Consider the following 17,437-nt stretch of genomic DNA (forward strand, 5'->3'; position numbering starts at 1 on the left):
ATGCAGGTAGCTGCTATACAGGCAAGGGGCGAAGCGCTGGTCCCCGGAGTGAGCCCGCAAGTCTATTCGCAGGCCGATTTCCTGCGCGTCGCACAGCTGGTGCGGCAGGAAGCGGGCATCGTCCTTTCCGAGGGCAAGAAGATGCTCGCCTATTCGCGGCTTGCCCCGCTCCTGCGCAAGGCCGGCTGCACCACCTTCGGCGACTATCTCGACCGGGTGGAGCAGGATGCCGCGCTGGCGACGCGCACGGTGGCCGCGCTCACCACCAATCACACCTATTTCAACCGCGAAGCGCATCACTACGAGCATTTCGCCGGGCAGGTGCGTCCAGCCTTGCTGAAGGAGGCGCAGACCGGCCAGCCGGTGCGCATCTGGTCTGCCGGTTGTTCAAGCGGCGAAGAGATCTGGACGCTGATGATGGTCCTGCTCGGCGCTGACAGGGCCGAAGGCAGGCGCATCGCCGCAAGCAATATCGTCGCGCTTGCCAGCGACCTTGCCGATCACGCCATCGCGGCCGGCATACGCGGCCGCTATGAAAGCAAGGCGATGGAGGCCGTCCCCGAAGCCCTGCGCCGCAACTGGTGCCGGCAATCGGGCGAGGAAACCGAAGTGCTGGAAGAATTGCGCGCGCTGGTCCGCTTTCGCCAGCTCAACCTGCTCGGAGACTGGCCTTTCCGGAACATCTTCGACGTCATCTTCTGCCGCAACGTGATGATCTATTTCGATCACGAAACGAAAGAACGCCTGGTCTGGCGCCTGGCTAACCAGCTGCGCCCCGGCGGACATCTCTACATCGGCCATTCGGAACGCGTCTCGGGCAAGGCTTCGGACCTGCTCGATCTGGTGGGCCCGACCATTTACCGGAGGAAAGACTGATGCCTATTCGCGTACTGATCGTCGATGATTCCGCGCTGATGCGCAAACTGCTGCAGGGCAGGCTGGCCAGCGAAGGCGATATCGAAGTAGTCGGCTGCGCCTGCGATGCGCAGGAAGCGCGCGCGCTCATGAAGGCGCTCGATCCCGATGTGGTGACACTCGACATCGAAATGCCAGGGATGGACGGGCTGTCCTTCCTGCAGAAGATCATGGAGCTGCGCCCGACGCCGGTCATCATCGTTTCCGGTTCGACGCAGGAAGGCAACAGCACCACCGCACAGGCGCTGCAGTTCGGCGCGGTCAGCTGCTATGCCAAGAGCGATCGCCATGGCTCGCTGCCCCTGGAGGACGGCGGCAAGCTGGCTGACCTCGTCCGCGAGGCGGCAAAGGTGACACTGAAGCCGCAGCGCGGGGCGGCGGATCGCAGCCCGATCGAGGCGCCGGCCCGGCCGGGCAGCCCGCCGGAACTGATTGCAATCGGCTCCTCCACCGGAGGCGTCGAAGCGTTGAGAACTCTGCTGGCGGGCTTTCCCGCCGATTGTCCGCCCACAGTGATCGTGCAGCACGTCAATGCCCGCTTCGCTCCCGCCATTGCCCAGTCGCTCGATGCAGCCTGCGAAGCGCGCGTGGTGCTGGCCCAGTCAGACACGATCATCGAGCCTGGACATGTTTACTTCGCGCCCGGCGGCGATCGTCACTTGTTGGTTGCCCCTGCCGGATCGAAAGGATTCCGCACGATCCTGCGTGCGGGCGACCCGGTGTCCGGACACCGACCGAGCGTAGACGTATTGTTCGCCTCTGTCGCGGAAACGCTGGGGACAAAGGCCATGGGCGTCCTGCTCACCGGCATGGGACAGGATGGCGCGCAAGGCCTTGCCAAGATGGCCGCTCGCGGCAGCTTCACTATCGCGCAGGATGAAGCCAGCTGCGTCGTCTTTGGCATGCCGCGCGCGGCGATCGAGCTGGGTGCGGCCAGCGCCGTCCTGCCGCTGACACGGATCGCAAACTACCTCTTTGTGCAGGCGGAATGTGCGTAATGAGCGACCTGTCCGGCATTCCACGCTCGGCGAACCCGGTCCGCATTGCGATATTGCAGGGCGATGCACGCGCCAGCGCCGATCCGGCGGTGGAATTCAGCACCATCTTGGGCAGCTGTGTGGCGACCTGCCTCTACGATCCGGTGGCGCGGATCGGCGGGATGAACCACTTCCTCCTCGCCGAACCGCCATCGCACAAGAGCCAGACCGATTTCGACGAGCATTACGGCCTGTTCCTGATGGAATTGCTGGTCAATGAAATGCTCGCGCTGGGCGCGGCCAAGCCGCGGCTCAAGGCGCGCCTCTATGGCGGAGCGAACCTCCATGAGAGGCTCGCTCCGATCGGGTCCGCCAATGCCGCCTTTGCTCGCCGCTTCATCCGCGATGAACGCATCGCACTGGTGCATGAAGATCTTGAAGGACACCAGGCGCGCCGCGTCAATTTCCAGCCCACCAGTGGGCGGGTCCGTTGTCTCGTCGCCAAATACGACGCTGTGCCTACGGACAAACCGCTAAGACGGCCGCAATCGGCCTGTGGCGAAGTTGAGCTATTTTGAGGGCGAGGACGAGAATGATGACCCATGCAACCCGTATCCTGACCGTGGACGACAGCCCGAGCATGCGCGCACTGCTGCTGCACGCGCTCACCGCGCAGGGATTCCATGTCGAGCAGGCGGAGGACGGCCAGGCCGCGCTTGAATGGCTGGCCATGAACGAAGTGGACGTGGTGATTACCGATATCAACATGCCGCGCATGGACGGTTTCGGCCTGATCGAGCACTTGCGCGGTTCGGCCCGCCATGCCGATCGCCCGATCCTGGTGCTGAGCACCGAAAGTTCCGACGAGAAAAAGCAGCGTGCGCGCAATGCGGGCGCGACCGGCTGGATCGTCAAGCCCTTTGACGCGGACAAGCTGGCCAGCGCCGTGCGCCGCGTTACCCATTGATCCCGAAAACAAGAGGTTCCCAAGCAATGCGCCGCGAACTCATCACCTTCGAGCTGTCCGGACAATTGTTCGGCATCGATATCATGGCCATTCGCGAGATTCGCGCCTGGTCGCCCGTCACCGTGCTGCCGCGCGTGCCCGATCACGTGGCCGGCGTGGTGAACCTGCGCGGTGCGGTGCTGCCCGTCATCGACCTGTCGGTGCGGCTCGGCTGGCCGGCAACCGAGGCAACGCCGCGCAACCCGATCATCGTCGTCGAGCATGAGGGGCAATCGCGCGGCCTGATCGTGCATGGCGTGAACGACATCGTGTCCATCGAAGCCGACAGCCTGCAGCAGCCCGATGGCGCGGCGCAGGCGCGTATCACGGGCTTCCTGGAAGGTCTGGCCCCGCTCGACGACAACATGGTGATGGTGCTCGACCTCGCAGAGCTGATGGCGGATGAGGAACTGGAGCTGGCTGCGTGACAGCTTCCAGCCATTCCCGCCCCTTGCTGAGCGGCGTTGCCGAGGTGCTGGCCGAGCTGGCCGGCGATATCGAGCAGATGGGCGAAACGCTCTGCGCCGATCCCGCGGTGACTTCCACCCATCTCGACCAGCTGCAGGGGATCGACCTTGTCGCGCAGACCGCACGGCAGCTGGCCCACCTGCTCGATAGCGACAGTCCTGCCGATGCGCTGGCCGATATCAGGCTCGAGGCCCTGCGCAACCGGCTTCACGATCTCGCCTATGGCCCGGCGCAGGCAAGCGCGGGCACCCTGGCCAACTGACCTGACGAAGCTGACCTGACGAAGGCGCGATACAATGACCGAGATCATGGATCAGACCAACGAACGGATTGCCTATTACGAGCTTTCCGGATTGCAGAAATCCGCGCTCAAAGGCGTGCATTCGGCGCTGAAGCGGCATATCGGGCGGGCGCTTGAGCGCTTCTATGCCAAGGTCGGAAGCGTGCCGGCGCTGGCCCATTTCTTTCGCGATGGCGCGCACATGGACCGCGCCGCCAATGCGCAGCGCGACCATTGGCTGCTGGCCTTCCGCGACGGCCCCGACGCCGCCTATTTCGCCCGCGCCGCCCATATCGGGCAGGTGCATGCGCGCATCGGGCTGGAGCCCAAATGGTATCTGGGCGGATATTCCGTCATCATGGAGCATATGATCCGGCAGATGATCTGTCCGGGCCTCTATCGCTGGCACCCCGGCCGCCGCCGGCTTGCCGCGCAGCTGGTGGCGCTCAACAAGATCGCCCTGCTCGACATGGACCTGGCGCTGTCGGGCTATTTTGCCAATACCGAAGAGAAGGTGCGCGAACTGGTGCAAGGGCAGATCGGTGCGGCTGCCAGGGCACTGGCGCAAGCCGATCTCACCGCGCGCATCAGCGGGCTCCCTCCGCAATATGCCGCGCTGGAGAAGGACTTCAACGCCGCTGCCATTTCGCTTGATGAGGCGCTGGGAGCCGTCAGCAAGGGTATCGGGGCGATGAGCAGCGGGGCACATGAAATCAGGGCCGCCTCGGACGACCTGGCCATGCGGACGGAACAGCAGGCCGCACGACTGGAGGAAACCTCTGCCGCGCTCAGCGATGTGACCGCGCATGTGGACGAAACCTCGCGGACCACCGGTGGCGCGCGCGATTCGCTTACCAAGGTCCATGGGATGGCTGCGGAAGGCAGCGTGATCGTTGACCAGGCTGTCTCCGCCATGGACCGGATCGAGGAGAACTCGGCCGAGGCGCGCACGATCATCTCGGTGATCGACCAGATCGCCTTCCAGACCAACCTGCTGGCGCTCAATGCCGGTGTCGAGGCAGCGCGAGCGGGAGAGTCGGGCAAGGGCTTCGCGGTCGTCGCCAGCGAAGTGCGTGCGCTCGCCATGCGCAGCGCGGAGGCCGCAGCGGAAATCAAGGCGCTGCTGACCAACGGATCGCAGGATATCACCACCGGCGTCGACCTCGTACGGAAGACCGGCCAGTCCTTTTCCGAAGTGCTTGAGGCCATCTCCAACCTTCGTGAATCGGTGGAAGAGATTGCGACATCTTCCCAGCAACAGTCGGCCAATCTCCAGCAGGTACAGCAATCGGTGCGCGAAATGGACCAGATGACGCAGCAGAATGCCGCCATGGCCGAGCAATGCACCGCGGCCGCGCGCAGCCTGTCCGAACAGGGCACCCAGATCATGAAACAAGCGCAGGGCTTCACGCTTTCGGAGAACATCTCCGGAACCGCGCCCAGACGGCTCGCAGCCTGAGATCACGCCGGTACAGGACGAAAATGGCGCACCCGACAGGATAGGCCTCCGCTTCGCTACGGCCATCTCCGGCGCTTCGCGCCTCCGATTCCGAACGAGTTTCGCTCCTGTGGATACGCCAAGGGCGAGGCTCCTTGCGAAGCCCCGCCCTTGGCGCACCCGACAGGATTCGAACCTGTGACCTCTGCCTTCGGAGGGCAGCGCTCTATCCAGCTGAGCTACGGGTGCAGCAGCGCTGCCGCCTAGCAACAGCCGGGCGGCGCGCCAAGCGCTAATCTGTGGTGCGGTGCGCGGGCCGACGCCTTACTGGCGCGAGCCGCCTTCGCCGAACTGGTTGAGCGTGGTGCCGTCGGGACGCGTCACCGTAACGTTGAACCCCCCATTGCGATCGTCGCGCAGGGGGTAATAGGTGAGGTCGATCACCTGGCCCGGCGCCAGCGATCGTCGCGACCAGCCATAACGCACGAGGTGGTTCGGGCTCATCCCTTCGAACGCCCAGCGATTGCCATCGGCATCGACCGCGTAGAGGAAGGTGTGCGGATTGGTCCATTCCCACTTCTGCACCGTCATGTTCGACAGTGCCTCTTCCTGCCCCCATGCGAACATGGCGGTGGAATGATGGGCGGAGCCGGGTACGGACAGCATTGCGGCCCCGGCAAGGGCGGCGGCGCAGCCGAGCACGGTGCTGCGAATGGTCTTGGCTTTCATGCTCTCTCTCCTGGAACAGGGTGTCTGAACGCACCCTGAGCGTTTGCCCGTCTGTCTTGCCAGCAAACACTTGACAGAATCAAGTAGGTCACTTGACTTGATACGAATTGCGACATCAATTGCATGGGCAAAGACAATAGCGGCTCTATGGTCCGCAGCGGTTTTCGGGGGAGAGAGATCATCATGCGTTTTCCGGCACGTTTCGCGCGAGGCATGGCCTGTAGTGCGGCACTGGCACTGACATCGGGGCTGGCCGTGCAGGCCTCCGCGCAGGAGGGCTTCACGCCCGATCGCGCGACGGCCTATGAGGAAGTGCTGCAGCTGCCGGACTGGGCGGGGATCTGGTATCCCGACTGGACGCTGCTCTTCTCCACCCGCGCCGTGCCCCCGGTTCTGACGCCCGCGGCGCAGGAAGCTTTCAACGCCTACCAGGCATCGATCAGCGAGCACGGCCCCAGCCAGGAAGCGCAGGCGCAATGCCTGCCGCCGGGCATTCCGGGCACGCTGCAGCAGCCCTATCCGATCGAGATCCTGTTCTCGCCCGGCCGCACCACCATCCTGACCGAAGCCTATGAGCAGATCTTCCGCATCTATACCGATGGTCGCCCGCTGCCCGAGGATCCCGATCCCTTCTTCAAGGGCAATATCACCGGCTTCTGGGACGGCGACACGCTGGTGTTCGACGTGGTTGGCCTGCACCCCTCGACCAATATCTCCGCCGGCATTCCGCATACGGAAAAGAGCCGCGTGCACGGGCATATCTACCTGCAGGCAGAAGACCAGCTGATGATCGAAATGACCATCACAAATCCCGACGTGCTGGCCCGGCCCTATGTCACGCGCATCGCTTTCAAGCAGGACGACGAGTTTCCGATTCGCGAATATGTCTGCGCGGAAAACAACCGGCTGGAATCCGGCGAGGGCGGGGCCAATATCGACCTCGGGTTCGATGTGCTGGATGAAAGCAATTAGGGACGGTTCGACAGGGGGGCGGACAGGCCGTTTCTGCGCAAGCTTTCGCTAACCAATTGGCAAGCGGTCCCCCGCTAGTCGCGAAGGCCATGAACATCGTTCCCCCCAGCTTTGGCCCGCGCGCCAAGCGGCCCTCTGTCGACCGCACATCCACGGGCGTCAGCGCCACCAGCCTGCGCTGGGCAGCCGTGCTCGATGCCGGCAAGGTGGTAGCCGCGCTCGCGGGCATGGAAGCCGAGCGGCCGAGCAAGCAGGTGCGCAATTTCCCCGTGCTGCTGCGCGAATGCCCGAAATGGAAGCGCGAGCTGGCAGAGAACGGCGTTAAGGACCTCGCCGCGGTGATGGAGCCCGGGATCGCCGCGCTGCTCGCCATCAATGCCCGCGGCGCCGACCCGCGCCATGCCGCCCGCGCCCTGTGGCGGGAGTTCTCCACCGCACGCGCGGCAATCATCGCACTGTTGCCGCCAAGCGGCGACATGGGACCCCGGCGCAGCGCCTGATCTCTCGCGCTCCGGAAACTCGTCATGACTTGACGATGTTCCCATTTCGTTCCAGTCTTGCCGCATGAGTGATTCGGCAATGCCCGCTTTGGCCTCCACACCCACCGATGCGATCGGCGAACGCCGTTCGCAGGCGGTCACGCGCGGCATCTGCCGCCTGTTCGCGCGCAACGATATCTGGGTGATCCCGGAAATGCCGCTGCGCAATGGCAGGCGGGCGGACCTGATGGGTATCGACCCCAAGGGGCGCATCGTGATCGTGGAGATCAAGACCGCGCGCGGGGACCTGATGGGCGATGGCAAATGGCCCGACTATCTCGATTTCTGCGACCGCTTCTTCTGGGGCCTTCCGCCCGAACTCGACCGCGCCTGCCTTGAGGGAGAGGATTTCCGCCCGGACCTGTGCGGCGTGATCGTGGCGGATGAATATGACGCGGAGATCATTCGCCCCGCCCCCAGCCAGCCGCTCGCCGCCGCCCGCCGCAAGGCGGAAGTGGAGCGCCTTGCCCGCACGGCATTGCGGCGCTTCACCGTGCAGGCTGACGAGGCGTGTGCGACCTGGGCGATAGGGCGCGAGAACTAGGGCGCTATTCGGCGGCCTGCTTTGCCTCGCCGTGCAGGCCCGGATCGAAGATCTGCTCCACCGGCAGGCCGAAGACCTGGCTGACCTTGAAGGCCAGCAACAGGCTGGGATCGTGCTTGCCCAGCTCGATGGCGTTGACCGTCTGACGCGACACGTCGAGAAGCTCAGCGAGAACCGCCTGCGACATCTTGCGTTCAGCGCGCAGCACACGCAGGCGATTATTCACCGGCCTCCTCCATCGCGCGCGCATTCCGGGCCATTTCCCTCGCGCCCAACACGATGCGTCCGCAATAGGCCAGCGTCATCGAGACCGTGATCACGACCGTCGGCCAGGGTGCGGGTATCGGCAGCGAGAGTATCGCCATGCCCACAATGAGGCCCGTGCCGAAGCCCACGGCCATCGCCTCGAACTGCATCTGCCGCAGCAATTCGTCCATTTCGCGCAGCAGCTTGAGGTAGGCGCGCAGGCACAGCAGGCCGAGTGTGAGGGGAGCAAGAGGAAGGATGAAGCCCAGATCGCGCGACAAGTCGAGGAACGCCATCGCCGCGGACACTCCAATCAGGCTGAGAGCCCAGAACACGGACAGGACATTCACGCGCTTTTCGTTCGCACGATCAATCTCGCGCATGCCCTCCCACTTGAGAACGCACATGGCACCGATGAACCCCGTGCGCGGATATTGCGTCTGCTTGCTCATGCCCGCCTCCTGCGTGCCCGCACCATGCCGATGGAGAAGCCCAGGCACAGCACGGCCATCATTATGTCCGCCTTGATCTTGGGCAGCCAGATATGTTCGGGCAGCTGGACCGCGCCCCAGAAGATCATGGCGAGCGCGGCGCCGGTCAGCACGCCTTCAATGAGCATTTCGCGCTGCATCTCGTCACTTTCACGCACCAGCCGCATGAAAGCACGGAACGCCAGGGCCCCCGGAACCAGCGGCAACAGCGAGAGCGCGATGGCGGCAAGGCTGTCCGCCTCCCACCCGCTCATCATGAATACGGGGCGCAGGCCGATAAAGCTGACCATAAAAACAACAACCCAGAGTGCGAAAAGCCTGCCATTGCGGATCTGGCGCCGCTCCCCACGGGTCGGCTTGTCGCAGCCGGAAGCCGGATAAGGACGCATGTCAAATACCTCCGTCATAATGTCAAATCTTCTTGACGAATCGAGGTGTATGGAACTTCCGACATTATGTCAATAATACTTGTCAAAACGCGCAACGGCCGTTCTCCGGCCTGTCGGCGCCAACGCCGCTTTGCTAAGCCGCGCAGGTGCTGACCGCGATCATCATCTCCGCGCTGGCCATGACCGCCATCGTCGCCGTGCGCTACCTGCTCACCAGCGGGTTCTTCGCCTGGGCGACCGGGAAGGTGCGGCCAGGACTCTACAAGGGACTGGAGCCGCAGATCCGCAAGGAGATCGGCTGGTCGCTCGCTTCGGCGGCGATCTATGGCGTCCCGGCGGGCGTGGTCGCCTGGGGCTGGCAGCAGCAGGGCTGGACGCGGATCTACAGTGATTTCGCCGACTATCCGCTGTGGTACCTGCCGCTATCGCTGTTCCTCTACCTCTTCGTGCATGACACCTGGTTCTACTGGACGCATCGCTGGATGCACCGGCCGAAGTGGTTCCGCATCGCCCATGCGGTGCACCATGCCAGCCGCCCGCCCACGGCCTGGGCGGCGATGAGCTTCCATCCGATCGAGGCGGTGACGGGTGCGGTGGTCATCCCGCTGCTCGTCTTCCTCATCCCCATCCATGTTGCCATGTTGGGCACGGTGCTGTTGATAATGACGGTGATGGGCGTAACCAATCACATGGGGTGGGAGATGTTCCCGCGCTGGATCGTTCATTCTTCGTTGGGGAACTGGCTGATAACCGCCAGCCATCACCAGCGCCATCATGATGAGTATCAATGCAATTACGGCCTCTATTTTCGCTTCTGGGACCGGCTGTGCGGAACCGATCGCGGCATTTCCTCGCACTGGGCGCGCTAGGCCTGCTGGCATCGGCGCCGGCCATCCCCGCCGCTTCCACCGAAGCCGGCACCACGGTCAGCATCACCGTATCCAATTTGCGGAATAAGAAGGGCGTGGTCATGGCCTGCATGACCACCGATCCCGACCGCTTCCCGCGCTGCCGCGACGACGCGGGATCGCATCGCACCACCGTTGACGTCCCGGCCGGGGGCGCGGTCAGCCTGCGCTTCGCCAATGTGCAGCCCGGCACCTATGCCATCGCCCTGTTGCATGACGAGAACGAGAATGGCCGCGCCGACCGGGCGCTCACCATGATCCCGCGGGAGGGCTTCGGCTTCTCGCGCGATGCGCCCGTCCGCATGGGTCCGCCCGATTTCGAGGATGCCGCCTTCACCGTGGGCACGACGCCAGTGAGCCAGGCGATCCGCATGCGCTATATGCTGTAGGCCATGCCTCAGCTGCGCCGTGACGTCATTTAGCCGCCCCTGGAAGGCTGTTGCACGGCAGAGTGACGTCGCCCGGCAGCCGCCGAAAACTTCACGGATTATTTACCACGTCGCGGCAATAAGTTCCTGTTGAATCAGACGGGGACGTGCTTTCGATGGACAGCTTGCGAGGCAATCTGGGTGGTTATGACACCCTGGAAGATACTCTCGAAGACGAGGGTACCGACCATGCGCCGCCTCCCGAAATTGGCACCGATGAGCGCCGCATGCAGGTGCGCGCCTACAACTATTGGGCCAGCCTGCTGCAGGACCGCAGCTTCCCCAATGTCGATGACATCGACTTCGACCTCCTCCCTGATTTCGGCCCGCACGGCGTGCTGCTGGACTTCTCGAGCGGCGGGAAGAACCCGGCCATCACTTTCCTCGGCGACAAGCTCGCACGCGAATGCGGCGTCAACGAAGAGGTGATCGAACGTCTCGAGGACGTCCCCTCGCGCAGCCTGCTGAGCCGCATCACCGACCATTACATGCAGATTCTCGCCAACCAGGCGCCGATCGGATTCGAGGCCGAATTCGTCAATGCGCAGGGCCAGACGATCCTCTATCGCGGGATCCTGCTGCCGCTTTCCGGCGACGACGAATCGATCGACTTCATTTTCGGTGTCATCAACTGGAAGGAACTGGCCGACGCCAGCGAGGCGGAAGAGTTGCTGCTCGAAATCGACCAGGCACTGCAGAATAGTGAGACTTACGACCTCTCCGCCGAGGAGGAAATCGGCGAGGACGAGGACAGGGACGGGGACGGGGACGGGGACGAATATTACGAGGAAGACGAAGTCGAAGACGATTCGCGCTACGCTTCGCTGTTCCCGCGCATGCCGGCCGCCAGCCCGCCGATGGACAACTGGGCCGACGGCCCGGGCGCCGACGTCCTGGCGAATGATGCATCGGCCGCGCAGCCGGCTGCTTCCAGCCCGGCCGACGACGACCTCCCGCGTCCGTCCTTCACGCTCGACGACCCTGAAGAAGAACAGGCAACTGCCAGCGAACCGCCGCTGGTCGGCTCTCCGGAGCAGGAAGAAGCAACACTGACGAGTTGCCTGCAGTCCGCACGCCAGTTGGCCGCAATGGCGCGCCACAGTGAGGAGCGCACGCGCAACGCGCTTTATGACGCGATCTCGCGGGCATATGATTTCTCGCTTGCCGCCGACGAGTCTCCGGAAGAGTTCGCCGCGATGGTGGAAAATGCCGGGCTTGAAACGCAGGAACGCGCTCCGCTCACTCCACTGGTCAAACTGGTCTTCGGCAAGCACTACGACAAGACGCGCCTCACCGAATATGCCACTGCCATCGCCCATGCCCGGCGCAAGGGGCTGGAGCGGGATAGGTTCGGCGACTTCCTCCGCGATACGAATGGTGGCCTCAAGGCCATTGTCGCGGAAGAACGCCGCTTGCGCCGCCTCGAAAGCGGCAAGCCCACCGCGTCCGAGAAGCACGGACCGCGTCCAGCCATCGCCAAGAAGCTGCGCGCGCTCGATGCACAGTCGCTCAATGCGGTCGCGACACATGGCGAGGAATTCGCCCTGGTGATCGTCCGCCGCACCGAAGAGGGCGAAGTGGTCGTTCTCGGCGAAGTGCCGGAAGATGCCGCCCTGGTAGAAAAAGCCGCGCGCATGCTGCTGGGCTGATAGAGGCCCCCGGAGCGCAAGCGCCGGGCCTTGTCCCGCTCCTCCCGTACAGGCTAGCAGGCACAGGGCATGCCCCTGTTCCGCGACGCCCCCGTAAGGATCCAGCCTTTTTTCGGCTATCGCAGCGCCGATCGCCTGGTGCTGCAGGCGCGCGCACTGCGTTCGGGCAGCCGCAGCTTTGCACCGGCAGCAGGCCGCTGGCAGGCCATACGCACCATGATCGCGCAATATGCCTCGCGCGAGGCGGCTGGCGTCGAAGTCTCGCTGCAACTGGGCGGGCCCGATGGCGAGTGCGAGCTCCACCACGCCACCAGCGATGAGGAAGGCTTCGTCCGCTTCGAAGTGGCCCTGGGCCACGGCTGGGACCTGCCGTTGCGCCCGGCATGGGAAGTGGCGCGACTCGGCTGGAGCAACGTGCAAGGGCCGCAGACTGCCGCCGCCCATGTCCTCGCGCCGGGACGCGACAGCGCGCTGGCGGTCATTTCCGACATAGACGACACGATCATCGAGACGGGCATTACCGGAGGGCTCAGCTCGGTCCTGCGCAACTGGCGGCGCGTGCTGGCGCGATGGCCGGAAGAGCGGATCGCGGCGCCGGGCGCCGATGTGTTTTATTCCGCGCTGGGGGGCGGCGACACGGTCAGCGCCGTGCAGGAACATGTGGGCGAACGCCTCACCGCTACGCATCGGCCCTTCTTCTACGTCTCGTCCTCCCCCTGGAACCTGTTTTCCTATCTCGTCGCCTTCAAACGCAGCAAGGGCCTGCCGCTGGGGCCGCTGCTGCTGCGCGACTGGGGCCTGAACCGCGCAACTTTCAGCTCCTCCAGCCACGGGGGACACAAGGCGGAGGCGATCGCGCATATCCTCGCGCTCTATCCCGGCCTCGGCTTCGCACTGATCGGCGACGACACGCAGGGCGACCTCGCGGCCTTCGCAGACGTGGTGGCGCGGAATGAGGGACGCGTTGCCGCCGTCTTCATCCGCCGTGTGAGCAGCGAGCCCCTGTCGGTAGCCGAGGAAGACGCCGCCGCGGCCATCCGCAGCGCTGGCGTGCCGCTGTGGATCGGCGCCTCTTGGTCCGCCGGGCACGGCTTTCTGGACCAGCTCGGCATGTCCGGGGATGAAGAGGCGGAACGCATCGTCTCTGCGGTGGAAGGCAGCAGCTCCACCGCCAAGCCAGACAGCTGAGGCGAAGTCTTCAGTTCCCGTTCATAGGCAGAGGCGCTAGGCAGTCCGAACGCATGCGCAAACTGACCCATATTGTCGCCGCCATCGTGCTGCTTTTCGCCAGCGCCCAGCCTGCTGCCGCGCAGAGCGTGTTGCGCGATGCCGAAACCGAGCAATTGCTGCGCGACATGGTCGACCCGCTCGCCGAAGCCGCCGGGCTTGGCGAAGGCGCGGTGGACGTGGTGCTGATCAACGACAATTCGATCAACGCCTTCGTCGCCGGCGGGCAGCGAATCTATGTGCATTCGGGCCTGATCAACGCCGCGGACGACGCCAATGAAGTGCAGGGCGTACTGGCGCACGAGCTGGGCCATATCACCGGCGGGCACATCATCCGCTTTTCCGAAGGGGCGGGCAATGCGACGCGCATCACCCTGCTCTCCACCCTCGCCGGGATCGCCGCGGCGCTGGCCGGGGGGGGTGAGGCGGCGATGGGCGTGATGGCGCTGGGCCAGCAGGCGGCGATGGGAAGCTTCCTCGCCTTCACCCGCACGCAGGAAGCGAGCGCCGATGCCGCCGGCGTCCAGTATCTTTCCGGCGCGGGCATTTCCGGTCGTGGCAGCCTGGAGTTCTTCCGCAAGCTGCAGGCGCAGGAATTCCGCCGCGGTTACAGCCAGAACGACGAAGCGGAATATATGCGCACGCACCCGCTGTCCGGCAATCGTATCGCCGCCATGCGCGCCGATTACCTGGCGGACCCCGCATGGGACAGGCCCACCGATCCGGCGCTGCAGGAACGCTTCCTGCGCGTGAAGGCGAAGCTCTATGGCTACCAGGCCGATCCGGAACGCACGCTCAACGCCTATCCCGAATATCTGGAGGATGTCCCGGCGCGCTATGCCCGCGCCTATGCCTGGCACAAGGAAGCGCGCATGGACCGCGCGCTGGCGGAGACCGAGGCGCTGATCGCGGCGGAGCCGGACAATCCCTATTTCCTCGAACTCAAGGGCCAGATCCTGCTCGAATCGGGCCGTCCGCAGGAGGCGCTGGCGCCGCTGCGCCGCGCAGTCACGCTGACCGGATCGGACCCGCTGATCGCGCCGATGCTGGGCCATGCGCTGCTGGCAACCGAGAACCCCGCCTATCTGGAAGAGGCCGAGCAGGTGCTGCGCGCCGCCGTGGGGCGCGACCGGCGCAACCCCTTCGCCTGGTACCAGCTGGGCGTCGTTTACGGACAGCGCGGGGACATTCCGCGCGCGCAGCTCGCCAGTGCCGAACAGCTGATCATGAGCGGCAGCCCACGCGCCGCGCTGCAGAATGCACGGTCGGCCGAAGCAGGCCTGCCACAGGGCTCCCCCGACTGGATTCGCGCACAGGATGTCGCAATCGAGGCACGCGACCTCATTGAACGCACGGAAGATCGCGACTAACCCTGTCCCCAATGCGCTGGCTTCTCACTTCCCTCATCGCGATCATCGGCGGTTTCGCCGGTGCCGCCCTGTTCTCCGCCTCGGGCCTGGGCGATGCGCAGACGCGCGCTTACCTGCTCGCCAATCCCGAAGTGCTTCCCGAAGCGATGGAGGAGCTGCAGCTGCGCCAGATGCAGAGCCGCATCGCACCCCTTCGCACCGAGCTGGAAGCGCCGTTCCCCGGCGCTGTGCTGGGCAACCCGCAAGGGACTGTGACGCTGGTCGAGTTTACCGACTATGCGTGCTCCTTCTGCCGCCAGAGCCTGGCCGATGTCAGCGAACTGATCGCCGCCAATCCCGATCTGCGCGTTGTGATCCGCGAGTACCCGATCCTTACCGCCGACAGCGCCGATGCCGCGCGCATGGCACTGGCCGCTGCCCAGCAGGGGCGGTTCGAGCAATTCCACATGGCGATGTTCGGCCAGGGCCAGGTGACGCCCGAGACAATCGAGGCCGCCGCGAGCGAGGCGGGGATCGACCTCGCCGCCGCCCGTAGTGCGATCGAGGCAGGTCAGTTCGAAGGGCAGCTGCAGAACAACGTCTATATGGCCCGCACGCTGGGCATAACGGGCACGCCGGCCTGGATCGTGGGCGACCGCGCACTGGACGGAGCAGTGGGGGCGGATGCCATCGGCCGCGCCATCGCAGATGCCCGCGATTCCTGATAGGGTGAGCGCATGGCCAAGGCGCTCCTGAACATGTTTGCCAACAACCGGGCGCAAACGCCCGGTGCCGCGGCTTCCATCGGCGCGCTGCCTTTCAGCCCGACGCCTTTCTTCGCCGACAAGAACCGCGCCTTCTGGCGGCTGCAATTCATCGGCTGGGGCGGGGCGATGGCACTGCGATCGGCGACGGCCATCGCCAATGACCGTCCGCTGGAATTCTACATTTCAGTGCTGATCGTCACGGTGACCGGCTTTTCGCTCAGCCTCGTGCTTTCAGTGATCTACGGCTACCTCATCAACCGCAAGCCGCTGGTCATGTGGGGCGCGACCGCGCTGGTGCTGGGGGCTGCGGTGGGCATATCCGCAGTGATCAATGCATGGACGCTGAGCCTGAGGCCCGAGGCGAGCGGCTTCACCTTCACCAGCCTGGTGCTGGGCGTCTTCTATCTCGACATGACGCTGCTGGCGGCGTGGACCGGCCTCTATTACGCGATCAACTACTTCCTGCAGGTGGAGGAACAGAACGACCGGCTGGAGCGGCTGGAGGCGCAGGCCACCAGCGCGCAGCTGGCCATGCTGCGTTATCAGCTCAATCCGCACTTCCTGTTCAACACGCTCAATTCGATCAGCACGCTGGTGCTGCTGAAACAGACCGAACCCGCCAACGCCATGCTCACAAGGCTCAGCAGCTTCCTGCGCCATACACTGGTCACCCAGCCGGGCGCGAAAGTGACCGTGGCGCAGGAAGTGGAGACGCTGCAGCTTTACCTGGAGATCGAGCGCATGCGTTTCGAGGAGCGGCTGCGCACCGAATTCCGCATCGATCCCGCCGCCGCGCGTGCGGTGATCCCCTCCATGCTGCTGCAGCCGCTGATCGAGAATGCGATCAAGTACGGCGTCTCCGCGCAGGAGGAAGGCGCGCGCATCAGCCTGTCGGCGCAGATCCTCGGTAACAACCTCCGAATCGTCGTGTCCGATACCGGGCCCGGCCTGCAGGGATCGCGGCGCAGCGAGATTATCGATAACAGTCCCGCCGCCGGAAACGTGTCCACCGGCGTGGGCCTTGCCAATATCCGCGACCGCCTGGCGCAAGCCTATGGCGAAGACCATCGCTTCGATATCGAGACCCCCCCCGATGGTGGCTTCACCGTCATCATCGAAATCCCCTACGAACGGGCCGCAGCCGAACTCGGCGACGGCGAGGCGAAACCAACCGCCCTGCCAACCGTTCGACCCACGTCCCAACCCCAGCCGATCGGAACTGCCTCATGACCATCCGGACCATCCTCGTCGATGACGAGAAACTAGCCATTCAGGGCCTGCAATTGCGGCTGGAAGCCCATCCCGACATCGAAGTGATCGAGACCTGCGCCAACGGGCGCGAGGCGATCCGCGCGATCAAGACGCTCAAGCCCGACCTCGTTTTCCTCGACATCCAGATGCCCGGCTTCGACGGATTTTCGGTGGTCAAGGGCGTGATGGAAATCGAACCGCCGCTGTTTGTCTTCGTCACCGCCTACCAGGAACATGCGATCCGCGCCTTCGAGGCTAATGCGGTCAACTACCTGATGAAGCCGGTGGACGAGGCGAAGCTGGCCGACACCATCGAACGCGTGCGCCAGCGCCTCGCTGAAAAGCGCAGCGCCGAGGAGGCGGAGAAGCTGAAGGACGTGCTGGCCGAGGTGAGCCCCGAAAGCCTCGACGATATCTCCATTGGCGAGGAAGAAACGGCCTCGCGCTACGAGAAGATGATCAATGTGAAGGATCGCGGGCAAATCTTCCGCGTCGATGTCGATTCGATCGAACATATCGAGGCGGCGGGCGACTATATGTGCATCTATACCGGCGACAATTCGCTGATCCTGCGCGAGACGATGAAGGACCTGGAGCGCCGTCTGGACCCGAAGAACTTCCAGCGCGTGCACCGTTCCACCATCGTCAATCTCGACCAGGTGCGCCAGGTGCGCCCGCATACGAACGGCGAATGCTTCCTGGTGCTGGAAAGTGGGGCGGAAGTGAAGGTTTCGCGGTCCTATCGCGACGTTGTCGCACGCTTTGTGCATTGACCTGACATCCCGTCATTGCGAGGAGCCGTAGGCGACGCGGCAATCCAGAGCAGTCTAGTGCCGCCCTGGATTGCGTCGCTTCGCTCGCAAT

General features: G+C 64.5%; 22 protein-coding genes and 1 tRNA gene. 18 read left to right on the plus strand and 5 right to left on the minus strand.

Annotation, left to right across the window (positions count from 1 at the left end; translation table 11 throughout):
- From E5222_RS15180 to E5222_RS15210, 7 genes are read left to right on the plus strand one after another with little or no spacing between them, the layout of a single operon-like run.
- Positions 1–876: a CheR family methyltransferase gene (locus tag E5222_RS15180; protein ID WP_136694644.1), complete on the plus strand. Its 876-nt coding sequence runs from the start codon at positions 1–3 to the stop codon at positions 874–876.
- Positions 876–1,913 (plus strand): protein-glutamate methylesterase/protein-glutamine glutaminase, encoded by a 1,038-nt coding sequence (locus E5222_RS15185; RefSeq protein WP_136694645.1) that lies wholly within the window; start codon positions 876–878, stop codon positions 1,911–1,913. The genes E5222_RS15180 and E5222_RS15185 overlap by 1 nt, the downstream gene beginning before the upstream one ends.
- A complete protein-coding gene (locus E5222_RS15190) occupies positions 1,913–2,470 on the plus strand; it encodes a chemotaxis protein CheD (RefSeq protein ID WP_136694646.1) in 558 nt (185 codons plus the stop codon). The genes E5222_RS15185 and E5222_RS15190 overlap by 1 nt, the downstream gene beginning before the upstream one ends.
- Positions 2,471–2,487: 17 nt before the next feature.
- The gene (locus tag E5222_RS15195) at positions 2,488–2,859 is read left to right on the plus strand and encodes a response regulator (protein WP_136694869.1); all 372 of its coding nucleotides are present in this window, start codon (positions 2,488–2,490) and stop codon (positions 2,857–2,859) included.
- A gap of 26 nt (positions 2,860–2,885) precedes the next feature.
- Positions 2,886–3,326 (plus strand): chemotaxis protein CheW, encoded by a 441-nt coding sequence (locus E5222_RS15200; protein WP_136694647.1) that lies wholly within the window; start codon positions 2,886–2,888, stop codon positions 3,324–3,326.
- Entirely contained in the window at positions 3,323–3,628 is a 306-nt protein-coding gene (locus E5222_RS15205; protein WP_136694648.1) for a hypothetical protein, read from the plus strand. The genes E5222_RS15200 and E5222_RS15205 overlap by 4 nt, the downstream gene beginning before the upstream one ends.
- Positions 3,629–3,662: 34 nt before the next feature.
- Positions 3,663–5,105 (plus strand): globin-coupled sensor protein, encoded by a 1,443-nt coding sequence (locus tag E5222_RS15210; protein WP_136694649.1) that lies wholly within the window; start codon positions 3,663–3,665, stop codon positions 5,103–5,105.
- Positions 5,106–5,256: 151 nt separating this feature from the next.
- Here E5222_RS15210 and E5222_RS15215 read toward each other — a convergent pair.
- Together E5222_RS15215 and E5222_RS15220 are read right to left on the minus strand one after the other, a co-directional pair.
- Positions 5,257–5,333 (minus strand) — tRNA-Arg (locus E5222_RS15215).
- Between the two features lie 75 nt (positions 5,334–5,408).
- Positions 5,409–5,813 carry a DUF6152 family protein gene (locus E5222_RS15220; RefSeq protein WP_136694650.1) on the minus strand — a complete coding sequence of 135 codons (405 nt, stop codon included), beginning with the start codon at positions 5,811–5,813 and terminating at the stop codon, positions 5,409–5,411.
- A 213-nt stretch (positions 5,814–6,026) separates the two neighbouring features.
- Here E5222_RS15220 and E5222_RS15225 point away from each other — a divergent pair, with 213 nt between their 5' ends.
- The 3 genes from E5222_RS15225 to E5222_RS15235 all read left to right on the plus strand — a co-directional run bounded on the left by E5222_RS15225 (position 6,027) and on the right by E5222_RS15235 (position 7,868).
- A complete protein-coding gene (locus E5222_RS15225; RefSeq protein ID WP_136694651.1) occupies positions 6,027–6,785 on the plus strand; it encodes a hypothetical protein in 759 nt (252 codons plus the stop codon).
- A gap of 89 nt (positions 6,786–6,874) precedes the next feature.
- Entirely contained in the window at positions 6,875–7,285 is a 411-nt protein-coding gene (locus E5222_RS15230) for a hypothetical protein (protein WP_246021813.1), read from the plus strand.
- Positions 7,286–7,349: 64 nt separating this feature from the next.
- A complete protein-coding gene (locus tag E5222_RS15235) occupies positions 7,350–7,868 on the plus strand; it encodes an MmcB family DNA repair protein (RefSeq protein ID WP_136694652.1) in 519 nt (172 codons plus the stop codon).
- Positions 7,869–7,872: 4 nt separating this feature from the next.
- Here E5222_RS15235 and E5222_RS15240 read toward each other — a convergent pair whose 3' ends face one another.
- Genes E5222_RS15240 through E5222_RS15250 form a run of 3 tightly spaced genes read right to left on the minus strand, consistent with a single transcriptional unit; the run spans position 7,873 to position 8,895 of the window.
- Positions 7,873–8,094, minus strand: a complete 222-nt coding sequence (locus E5222_RS15240) for a helix-turn-helix transcriptional regulator (RefSeq protein WP_136694653.1) — start codon at positions 8,092–8,094, stop codon at positions 7,873–7,875.
- On the minus strand, positions 8,087–8,566 hold the full coding sequence (locus E5222_RS15245) for a hypothetical protein (RefSeq protein ID WP_136694654.1): 480 nt from the start codon (positions 8,564–8,566) through the stop codon (positions 8,087–8,089). Before E5222_RS15245 ends, E5222_RS15240 begins: the two co-directional genes overlap by 8 nt.
- Positions 8,563–8,895 carry a hypothetical protein gene (locus tag E5222_RS15250; protein ID WP_211196174.1) on the minus strand — a complete coding sequence of 111 codons (333 nt, stop codon included), beginning with the start codon at positions 8,893–8,895 and terminating at the stop codon, positions 8,563–8,565. Before E5222_RS15250 ends, E5222_RS15245 begins: the two co-directional genes overlap by 4 nt.
- 278 nt (positions 8,896–9,173) lie before the next feature.
- On the opposite strand from E5222_RS15250, the gene E5222_RS15255 reads away from it, so the two are divergent.
- From E5222_RS15255 to E5222_RS15290, 8 genes are all read left to right on the plus strand, one after another.
- Entirely contained in the window at positions 9,174–9,863 is a 690-nt protein-coding gene (locus tag E5222_RS15255; protein WP_136694871.1) for a sterol desaturase family protein, read from the plus strand.
- Positions 9,821–10,291, plus strand: a complete 471-nt coding sequence (locus E5222_RS15260; protein ID WP_246021815.1) for a DUF2141 domain-containing protein — start codon at positions 9,821–9,823, stop codon at positions 10,289–10,291. The genes E5222_RS15255 and E5222_RS15260 overlap by 43 nt, the downstream gene beginning before the upstream one ends.
- 155 nt (positions 10,292–10,446) lie before the next feature.
- Complete coding sequence (locus E5222_RS15265; RefSeq protein ID WP_136694657.1) at positions 10,447–11,979, plus strand: PAS domain-containing protein; 1,533 nt, start codon at positions 10,447–10,449, stop codon at positions 11,977–11,979.
- Positions 11,980–12,048: 69 nt separating this feature from the next.
- The gene (locus E5222_RS15270; RefSeq protein ID WP_136694658.1) at positions 12,049–13,167 is read left to right on the plus strand and encodes a phosphatase domain-containing protein; all 1,119 of its coding nucleotides are present in this window, start codon (positions 12,049–12,051) and stop codon (positions 13,165–13,167) included.
- A 53-nt stretch (positions 13,168–13,220) separates the two neighbouring features.
- Positions 13,221–14,576, plus strand: coding sequence for a M48 family metalloprotease (locus E5222_RS15275; RefSeq protein WP_136694659.1), 1,356 nt, complete (start codon positions 13,221–13,223; stop codon positions 14,574–14,576).
- Positions 14,577–14,587: 11 nt separating this feature from the next.
- Positions 14,588–15,280, plus strand: coding sequence for a DsbA family protein (locus tag E5222_RS15280; RefSeq protein WP_136694660.1), 693 nt, complete (start codon positions 14,588–14,590; stop codon positions 15,278–15,280).
- A gap of 78 nt (positions 15,281–15,358) precedes the next feature.
- Positions 15,359–16,552, plus strand: coding sequence for a sensor histidine kinase (locus tag E5222_RS15285; protein ID WP_136694872.1), 1,194 nt, complete (start codon positions 15,359–15,361; stop codon positions 16,550–16,552).
- The gene (locus E5222_RS15290) at positions 16,549–17,346 is read left to right on the plus strand and encodes a LytR/AlgR family response regulator transcription factor (protein WP_136694661.1); all 798 of its coding nucleotides are present in this window, start codon (positions 16,549–16,551) and stop codon (positions 17,344–17,346) included. Before E5222_RS15285 ends, E5222_RS15290 begins: the two co-directional genes overlap by 4 nt.
- The last annotated feature ends 91 nt before the right edge of the window (positions 17,347–17,437 follow it).

Origin of the sequence: Alteraurantiacibacter aquimixticola (genome assembly GCF_004965515.1) — a bacterium.
GTDB lineage: Bacteria > Pseudomonadota > Alphaproteobacteria > Sphingomonadales > Sphingomonadaceae > Alteraurantiacibacter > Alteraurantiacibacter aquimixticola.